The sequence below is a fragment of the Phormidium sp. CCY1219 genome, from assembly GCF_035615515.1.
Lineage (GTDB): Bacteria > Cyanobacteriota > Cyanobacteriia > Cyanobacteriales > Laspinemataceae > CCY1219.
This window is the reverse complement of sequence record NZ_JAJENT010000909.1, coordinates 1-9,147: the sequence shown is the minus strand read 5'-3', so window position 1 is coordinate 9,147 and position 9,147 is coordinate 1. Positions and strand designations below refer to the sequence as shown.

The 9,147-nt window shown below is 53.0% G+C and carries 7 protein-coding genes and 1 pseudogene; 3 read left to right on the top strand and 5 right to left on the bottom strand.

From position 1 onward, the window contains the following. Positions 1 to 270, top strand: a 270-nt coding sequence (locus tag LKK83_RS29830) for a hypothetical protein (protein ID WP_324635102.1), incomplete at its 5' end; no start/stop codon positions are given. Between the two features lie 427 nt (positions 271 to 697). After that, positions 698 to 1,093 (top strand): hypothetical protein, encoded by a 396-nt coding sequence (locus LKK83_RS29825; RefSeq protein WP_324635101.1) that lies wholly within the window; start codon positions 698 to 700, stop codon positions 1,091 to 1,093. Positions 1,094 to 1,476: 383 nt separating this feature from the next. Here LKK83_RS29825 and cobT read toward each other — a convergent pair whose 3' ends face one another. From cobT to LKK83_RS29800, 5 genes are all read right to left on the bottom strand, one after another. After that, positions 1,477 to 2,640: a nicotinate mononucleotide-dependent phosphoribosyltransferase CobT gene (gene cobT / locus LKK83_RS29820; protein WP_324635100.1), complete on the bottom strand. Its 1,164-nt coding sequence runs from the start codon at positions 2,638 to 2,640 to the stop codon at positions 1,477 to 1,479. Between the two features lie 99 nt (positions 2,641 to 2,739). After that, a complete protein-coding gene (locus tag LKK83_RS29815; protein WP_324635099.1) occupies positions 2,740 to 3,507 on the bottom strand; it encodes a DUF2232 domain-containing protein in 768 nt (255 codons plus the stop codon). Between the two features lie 226 nt (positions 3,508 to 3,733). Then, positions 3,734 to 4,285, bottom strand: a complete 552-nt coding sequence (locus LKK83_RS29810; protein ID WP_324635098.1) for a universal stress protein — start codon at positions 4,283 to 4,285, stop codon at positions 3,734 to 3,736. 187 nt (positions 4,286 to 4,472) lie between these two features. Continuing rightward, positions 4,473 to 5,180 carry a Crp/Fnr family transcriptional regulator gene (locus LKK83_RS29805; protein ID WP_324635103.1) on the bottom strand — a complete coding sequence of 236 codons (708 nt, stop codon included), beginning with the start codon at positions 5,178 to 5,180 and terminating at the stop codon, positions 4,473 to 4,475. Positions 5,181 to 5,732: 552 nt separating this feature from the next. After that, positions 5,733 to 6,068 carry a hypothetical protein gene (locus tag LKK83_RS29800; RefSeq protein ID WP_324635097.1) on the bottom strand — a complete coding sequence of 112 codons (336 nt, stop codon included), beginning with the start codon at positions 6,066 to 6,068 and terminating at the stop codon, positions 5,733 to 5,735. 621 nt (positions 6,069 to 6,689) lie between these two features. Here LKK83_RS29800 and LKK83_RS29795 point away from each other — a divergent pair. Beyond that, positions 6,690 to 9,147: pseudogene (locus tag LKK83_RS29795) on the top strand (hypothetical protein); the annotation flags it as partial.

Sequence of the window (9,147 nt, the reverse complement as noted above, 5' to 3'; positions counted from 1 at the left end):
TTTCGCCGCCAGCGCCCAATCGGTGGAAAAAACTGTACCGCTAACCGGAATAGTGATTTATCCCCAGTCCAACCCTGTACTCCAGGAATGGAAAAAAACTGTACCGCTAACCGGAATAGTTTTTTTCGCGCCAGCGCCCTATGGGTGGAAAAAACTGTACCGCTAACCGCAATAGTTATTTCGCCACCAGCGCCCCATCGGGAAAGAAACTCTAGCGATCGCCGCAATAGTTATTTCGCCACCAGCGCCCCATCGGGAAAGAAACTCTAGCGATCGCCGCAATAGTTATTTCGCTGCCAGCCCTACCCTGCACTCCAGGGATAGAAAAACTGTACCGACGGTGTCATAGTTATAGTGTTCTCATATGGGTGAGGTAGAGAATTTTTCATCTCGGAGGTGCCTGCACTGAAATGACAGAAACGGCTGCGGATCGCATCAATCTGAGAAACGATAAGCAGTCATGCAAAATAAATTGCACATCGATTTTTGAGGTTTGTAGGGTGGGCAGGCACGAGAACTTCCGGGGTGCGAGGCACTTCCGAAAATGGCGAGGCCCACCCTACCCGCTGCAATTATTTTTGCCCGAGTACATATAAAAGTTCTTAAAAGTTAAATAATTAAAAAATAATTCCAGCTTTGCTGAATCCTTATCTAAAATCAATAATGAACAACGCGGTTATGGAAATAGGGGTCTTAAATGGAATCATTGCAAAAGCAAGTGATTGCGTTAAACCAGAAAGTGGATGTGTTGTATGACACAATTGACGAACTGAGTAAAAAAGTGTCGCAGTGTTTCACTCAACGCAATGGTGAAACCAATCCGCCGATCGCGGAGTATTCCGAGGTTAGCCTGAATCTGAGGCACTACGCGGAGAAAGTGGAAAGCAGGGACGATGCATTTCTAGCGACGCTGGAACATAAGGATATTCTGGTGGAGAATAACTACCGAGAGAACCACTATCAACCGGGGGAAGTGCTGTTAACGCCGGAAGTGCAAATCCAGCGGTTGACGGCACAATTGACGGCGGCGTATCACCGGATCGCGGCATTGGAAGAACAGTTACTCGCCAAGCGCACTGAACCCATCGAATAAGTAGAGAGACGAGTGATGAGTGATGAGAGGGGCGCGATCGCAACACCTGCAAGGAAACGCCTCGCGAGTCATTCCACCTAGAGTGGTGGTTCACTAGAGGTTAGAAACCGGGTTTTTCATTAACAACTTACGAATTAGTGGGTAGGGTGGGCAGATCCAGATGAGCGAGGTGCCAATAGCAACTGATTCAAGAAACTGCCCACCCTACAAACTGAAGCCAGAAACCCGGTTTCGAGTCCGCTTTATCGAAAACCACACCGACGCGCGAGAGAGAATGAGTCAAAATTGGGCTGCATACTCATTAACTTATGGCGGGGTATTTTTTAGGTTTTTTTAACAATTGAACCCGATTGTGGAGCGATCGCGAAGGGCGCGAGATCGGGTCAACGGGAAGCAAGCTGATAGCGCAATGCCGTAGCTTCGATAGCCGCTAGCAACTGAGTTTGAGTCCAACCTTGGTAGAGATGAGCGGCGATCGCGCAGGCACCGGCTCCCACGCCCTCCTTAACGAAACCCTCCTCGTAAATGCGAAGCTGGGGATATCGAGAGGCGGCAAAACTGAGCTGAGTTGCCAACAGAGGAACTGGACCGACGACATTTGCCAATCCCACCGTATCCCCGGTAGGGTCTTCTGCCACCCAGCGAGTGGTGCCCACAGCAATTCGATCCGGGCACCAGGGAAGGGAATAGTGACGGGCGATCGCTGCCGCCAATGCATATACTGCCAGCATTTGCGTCCCCCCTGCGAGCAAGACGCCACAGGTGCCACTGGCGGCGATCGCCATTCCCGCCGCCACCACCTGCATCGGATCCCCCACCGCCGCGATCGCATGCAGGGGGTCAGGAAATGGGGGTGGGGACAGAGTAGGGGAGAATCGGCTACCCTTGGAGAGAGCCGGGGAAAGCGATGGTGGTGAGCAGCCGGCGCGTTGCAATCCCGCTTTCACCACCGCCAATTTTTGCTGATGGTTGCACTGCGGATGGCTGCTATTGACCATACCCGTAGCAGAAATGCCCAAAGCGGTTAACAGCGCCAGGGCGGTGGTAGTGCCCCCGACGACGCACTCGCCGATAATTAAATAGCCGCGATCGCATTGAGTGGCGATTTTGTGGCCCCAATCCAGTCCGCGATCGAGCAGATGTTTGACAATCTCGATATCCAGCGCATGGCCCGTCGTGACGCAACGGGCGGGGGTGCCTTCGAGGTCGATAGCGGGAACCGAGGGGGGTTGAGGCAAACCGGCATTAAACAGATAAACCGGGATATTTTGGGCTGCCACAATTGCCCGAGAAATCAACACGGGGGAAGCTCCCGCATGAAGCGGTGGCAGGGGATAGCGAGGATCCGGCTGCGGACCGTTGTCAAGAAACTCAGCATCGGCGATCGCGGTGTACTTGCGATCGGCGGGTGTAGCTCCCGCCGCAGAAATGCCCGGAATCAGCGCCGTGTCTGTAAATCCCAAGATGCAGGCAAAGATGGGGCGTTGTCCCCGATAGCGATCGAGCCATTGTTGTCCGGGTTGTGGCTGGGTATAGATCCGAATCATCCCATTCAGGTTATGGTGTTCAGGTTTGGGGGGCGCTTTTGCAGACTAGCAGAGTGTGACGGATAAGGGTTGGCGGCGGCGGGGAAAAATAGGCTGAGGCTATTCTTCATCGAGCAAGACATCGACCCACGGCGGTGGCGGGGGAATTGGATTGCCTAATTTTTCCAGCAATAAGGCGGCGGCGAGATGTACGGCAAATAAATAGATGAGGTTATTGATTGCTACCAGAACCACGGCTAATCCTTGCACGAAATAAAGACTCGGTTGCACGAGCAATCCTAATTTGAGAAAAATCCATTGAGCGAGTTCTGTAATTTGGGTGGTTAAGTAAACCCACAGATCCTCACCCACGAGGATTCCCAAGAGCCACAGTCGAAAAAAGAAACCCAAGGAACCGAGAATGCAACCGAGTAAGATTGCGGTTCCCCAACTGGCGCGACGTCGCCACAGACATCCGAGGAGTACCCCCAAGAAACCAAAGGGCATGACAAACAGGATACTGCGCGTCGGTCCCATGAGTACCGAGAGCAACAAACCGGAAACCACTGCTGCCATCCAAGCGGCCCGATTGCCCCAACGCAGGTAAACCAGGGCGATGGGGACTGGGAAAAAAATCCGCAGCACTGGACCGAGGGGAAAGTAGTAATTAATCAGCCAAATCAGACAGGAGGTACTGGAGAGAAAGGCGGTTTCGACCAGAATGAGGGTTTTGTTAACTTCTATGGAGCGATTGGGGTTGCTGTTGCTGGGGATGGGGGTTGAGGTTTCGGGTGAATCGCGATCGCTAGGTGTCACGGTATCATCGCTGTCGGATCTATTGGTGTTTGTAGGGGTAGAATTGTTGTTCGCGTCAGGGGAATTAACCATGAAATTTTGTCAGGAGTTTAAGGGATAGAGGGTTTTGTTAATTTTTATATTCGTCTATTCTGGAAATAGTTTGGCCATAATATAATGATGTTTGTCAACTAAAGTTGGTATTTGTTATTAATTGTATTTTATGTAAAAAAATATTAAATCTGAGTTTTAAGCGGAGTAAAAAAGATGTTTTTTGGAGTAAAAACGGTTAACAAGCCGGTCATTTAATGAGGTTTGGTCATTGGTCAAAAGAGTTAGAGAGGCGATCGCCACTTTTCGGGGATGGAGTGGAGTTCGATGAGATATCGGCGGTGCCTTGAATGACCAAAACGGCACAGTGAGCGTGATGGACCACATAATTGCTGACGCTACCGAGCAATGCTTCAGTCAAGCCGCTGCGACCCCGACGACCCACGAGAATTAAATCGGCGTTCCAAGCTTGGGCGGTTTCGCAGATAGAAGAACCAGGGTCGCCGATGTGGTAATCGAATTCGCAAGCGAATCCCTTAGCGGTAGCGATTTCGCAATAGTGTTGGAGGGTTTGGCGAATTTGGTTTTGGTGTTGTTCGAGATACTGACTTTGCGCCTCGTAGGTACGCTCCACCATGTCTGGATATAAGCCCAATTCGGCGGACATCGGACCGATGGACTGGCCGATATTTTCGGGAGCGAGACAATGAAATAGCAGTAGAGAAGCGGAATTGGACGGGGCGATATCCACAGCGCGATCGAATACCCATTGGCATAATTGCGACTCATCTAAGGCTACGAAAATTCGTTGAAATTGCATTGCGTTTTCTCCAAAAATCGAGGTCAAGGGGGTAGGAATTGAAGCCGTGTTTTGGGTGATGGAGTGACGATGGGGAAAAACGGGGAATTGGGGAGGATTGGGAGACAACAGGGTAGAGGAGGGGAGAGAGTAGGTGGGGGGGCGATCGCCCCCCGACTCCTTGGAGTTTATCCCGAGAGGGGTCAGACTACACCAGCAGACGTTCGAGGGCGTGGAGCTCTCGAATGCAAAGGGTTTCGCGATCGCGTCGAATCAGACCCTTTTTTTCCAGCTTACTGAGAACCCGAGTCACCGTTTCGCGAGCCAATCCGCTCAAACTGCTCAATTCTCGATGAGGTAGATTGGGGATTTCAGTCCCGTTGGGGGATTCCTTTCCTTGTCCTTCGGCTAAGAAGAGCAGAATATCAGCCACTCGGGAGGTACTGTCCGATTCGCGCAAGCGGAGTCGGCGGTTGACTTGTCGCAGACGGCGGGCCATAAGCTGCGCCAAGCGAATGCCAGCTAAAGGTTCGGTATGAATTAACTCTACAAAATCTTGAGCGGGGAGGTTGCCAATGGTAGTTGGGGCGAGGGTAATCACGTCAGTCGAGCGCGGCACCTCATCGAGTGCCGCCATCTCGCCAAAGATTTCGCCGGTGCCGAGAATATTAAGGGTAACTTCCTTCCCATCCAAGTTGTAGGTGCGGATTTTGACCCATCCTTCCAGGAGAAAATACACCGAACTTCCCCAGTCATTTTCCAACAAAATGACCTGATTGGGGGGATGGGTACGGCTGACAATATGAGCGGTTGCTTTTTCCACAACTGGCTCGGGCAAGCCTTTAAAAAAAGGCGTTTGACGAATTAATTCATCAATATTCGGTACGGTATCGCGAGGGCTATATCGGTCGTCCATGTGGGCCATCCTGTCATAAACGCGCTTCGGATCGCAAAAAACTCAATTATAGGGGGCGTTCCATTTAAAAAGGGGATGGCAGATAACATTTCAATGGGTTGCAAAAGCGCAGACAACAGCCTTGCAGCACACCAAGTCTTCCCCAGAAACGTTCAAAATTCTTCATAAATCCATCAACCAATCTGTGTTAAAATTTGAACGCCTATCTGTAGAGCGAGGGGCAATGCGGAAATGGCTAGCATCATTGCGGTCAAATCATTGGCGAATGTTTTGGGGGGGTTCCCCAACCCACTGGTCATTATTGAGATTGACTGGTTATGCTCTTTCATCCCCACAGGCTCCCAAGCGATTTTTTTGACGCAGTTTGTATCTAAATAGTGACAAAACAATAATAAGTTTTTTTTCCTTGATGGAAAAGCACGCAAGCCGATCGCGGTTCCGGGGCAATGGACAAGCGGCACAGAGGTACAATCTTCCGGAAGTATCGCATGGAATTCCATACCACACCGGCATGACCGTAGCTTCATTCTTCGGCAAACCGGAGCGTGATTTTCACCCTGCATCACCGTTGCAAGCTAAAGCAACAGTGTAGTTGCAGTGAAGAAAAAACGCGCTTTTGTGCCCTAGAGGAGAAGCGATCGCAGATTGCGCCTCAGCCAAGCAAGGAGCTTCTGTGAATACTTTACTACAAGTAATTCGGCAGACCACAGCGTATTTTACCCCCGACTGACGAGGTGGAATGCAGCAGAGATTGCCTGTCAGTGCGGGAGAGGGGAAAAGTGGATCCCAACCAACCCGATTGAAAGCGGCGATCGCGGGAGGAATCGAAACCAAACCCGCAGGAATCGGCAGTTTTCCGGCAGAATTTGCCGGAAAACCCATAGTCATAATAGCCTAGAAGGGTGTCTAACCCTACACCCGGTGTATTTCCTCGATTGCACGGTCCTCGAATGCCGCTAGGTTTGGCAATCGGCGATCGCCAGCAAACCATGCCCGGATTGGGTTAACCGGGAAACACACCGGATGGGCGGGCGAAAACCTTCTCAGGGGTGAAATCGCAGAGATTTAGGCGCTTAGCGCACCGTGGGGGGAGAAGCCCTGCAAGGGTCTGCGCCACCCCGGCTGGCTGACACTGGAAATCAAGCCCCCGGGAATATTAATCCAGGCAAACCCCCATTGCTTCGCGCGATCCATCACCAGCCCCACAGCCAACCCGCACGAGTTTAAGGTAAATTTTTAAATAAGAGAAAAAGCAGGAAACCAGGACCGAGCGAGCTCACAGATGGTTGGCTTTCCTTTGAATAAACCCCCCTTGCCCACTGAGCGATCCCCGATTAACCCGATTTCGCACCCTAGAAGCCCCTCGATCCCAGGAACGCGATCGTAGCCTGCCATATCGAGACCCTCCCTTGCACCCGCGCAAGCAAAATCTACAAAACCTGGAACCAGGGCAGTCTTGACTTCAGCCAGTCCGAGATACCTGCTTTCGTTATAGCCAGAGGTTCTACTGTGAGTTCTAATTGTGAAGAAATTCAAGCCTTAATTGCCGACATTGACGGAATCCTCCGAAAGATGAACTCCCGCCTTGCGTGGTGGAGTTCCGGGGAAACTAGGCGAGTTCTAGAACGAGTTCGCCACTATCTCGATGACCAACTGCAACGGGAGGCGCTAGAGGCATCACTCCCGCCCGCCCCCCGAATGCAGACGCCTTCCGCCGCCGGTTCGGGAGGTTCGCGTCCCAACAGCGAAGCGGCATTAGATGCCAACAATCCAGCCGCCGCGCAACAGGTGTGGCAAAATCTCGTCCAAGACATGATGGCAATGCGCGCCAACCTGTTGCAACCCTTAGAAGAAGAAATCGCCGCATTGCGACAAGAACGAGGCACCTTAGTCGAACAACTCCGACAACTGGAACAAAAACAGCGACATCATTACACCTTAGCAGGTCAGCAGGCATCCCAGCAGCAAGCGATCGCCGAGTTTTTGCAAGCCTTAATCGGCCCATTGCAACAAACCCTCACGGAACAAGTGAACACGGCGATCGGCAATCTAGAAGCCGAACTGCTAAGCGAAACCCCCTCTCCCTCACCCCCTTCCCTGGGCGGTTCTGAGCGCGACCCCAGCACCGCGCCGGAATTCTCCGAAGCGCGACTCTTGCACCCACAACAGCGCTTAGAACAACTGCGGATGTTGCAAGCCCAGTCCGATCGCCTGCTGATGTCCCTCGACTCCACCGTGCGGGTAGTCTTTGAATCCCTAGAGCGCAACGTGCAAAGCTACAACCAATCCTTATCCGAAGGATTGCAACAAATGCACAATTTGGGACAACAGGGCGAAGTCATGGTGAGCGCCTTAGTCAACCACTTGGCCCAGCTATTGGGGCAAGAAACCTCCAGCTATCTGCAATCTAACCTGCAATTACAAAGTTTTCGCGAAATCTTCGCCGATATCGATTCGCGCCGGAAAACCGAATCCGAAACAGGCACCCAACCCGCCCCAGATGCGGAGGAACCGGAAACCCCGCAAGATACCGCACCCCCTGCAGAAGAAGGAGAAACGGAGGACAGCGAGGAAACCGAAACCGGCGATCGCCCCCCCACACTCCCTTCCTCCCTGCTTCTCGACTTTCCTTATGCGGGGGCGGAATTATTTCCCAGCGTCTCCAGCCCCCCTCCGCAAACCGATACCGATCCCTCGCTTAACCTCGGCGATTTAGAAAATCTCGAGGCCGGCGAAGATTCCGAGGCGCAAGACAGCGCCACTCTCGAAGAAGACAACCGGGAAACTACTCCCCCAGAAACTCCCAAGGCACTCACGCGCGAGGAACTCTCCCAGCGCAACTTTGAGGCGGCGGCAGAATTCGCCGCACCATCGGACACCCAGAAAAGCGATGAAGAGGATTTATTGACCCGGGATTGGGAACCCTTCAGCCCCAGCTCACCAGAGGAGGAACCACCCCTGTCGGATGCCTCCGCCCCCGGAAATGTAGGGGACGAAGAGGACTTATTTGCTGGGGTGTCGCAAACCGATGAGGCTCCGGAAATCCAGGAAGAGGAGATAGCCCCTGACGCATTTTGGGACGAGTTGGCGAGGGAAGAGAACCTGGAGGAACCCAACCCACCGGGCGATCGCACTGCGTCACCTGAAAAGGAACCCTCGCGCGCTACGGACCTCGCCGCCGAATCGCCCACCGCCGACGATCGCGAAATGAGCGCGCCGAATTCACAACCCGAGGATAGGGTGTCGGTGGGGGATTTGATGGCAGATCTCGGAGAAGATACCGAGGCGATCGCACCTCCGACAGACCCAGGAGAAACCCCCGTCGCCGCCGATTCACCCCCCACCCCAGAAGCGGAACCCTCCACCCCAGACCTCGGCGATCGCGCTGAGTTCGATCCGTTCCTGGATTCCCCGGACCCGGACCGACAATCCTACTTACCGGCTTCCCCGGAGGAGGATTTGCTGACCTCGGAAAACCTCGCCGAGCAGGATTACCAGGACCTCTGGCTGGACAAGTCCACCCTGCAAAAGCTTGACGAGGATCTGTCTAAATTAAAATCTGAGGAGGATGCAGCAGGCGAGGCAGCAGTTGGCGGCACAGACAAGCGCCAGGGGTACCCGAAACCCGCCCCTGCTGCATCCCCCGACGCTGTGGATGAAACCGCACCAAAAACTTCGCCGCCAAGTCCAGACTCCGAGGATATTTTTGCCTCCTTCGGTTCAGCCACAGACTCCCCCGACGGGGACAAGCAAGAGGAATTCAACCTGAGCGAGGATGGTGCGGATATGGCGTTCGCCGATGAGCTAGAGGAAGCGCAAACGCCGAAGGCGGTGGAGGAATTAGACCAGCCAGAGGATTTCTCGGATATCTCTTTCGCCGATGAGTCGGTGGAAGGGGAAACGCCAAAAGCGGTGGAGGAATTAGACCAGCCAGAGGATTTTTCGGATATCTCTTTCGCCGATGAGC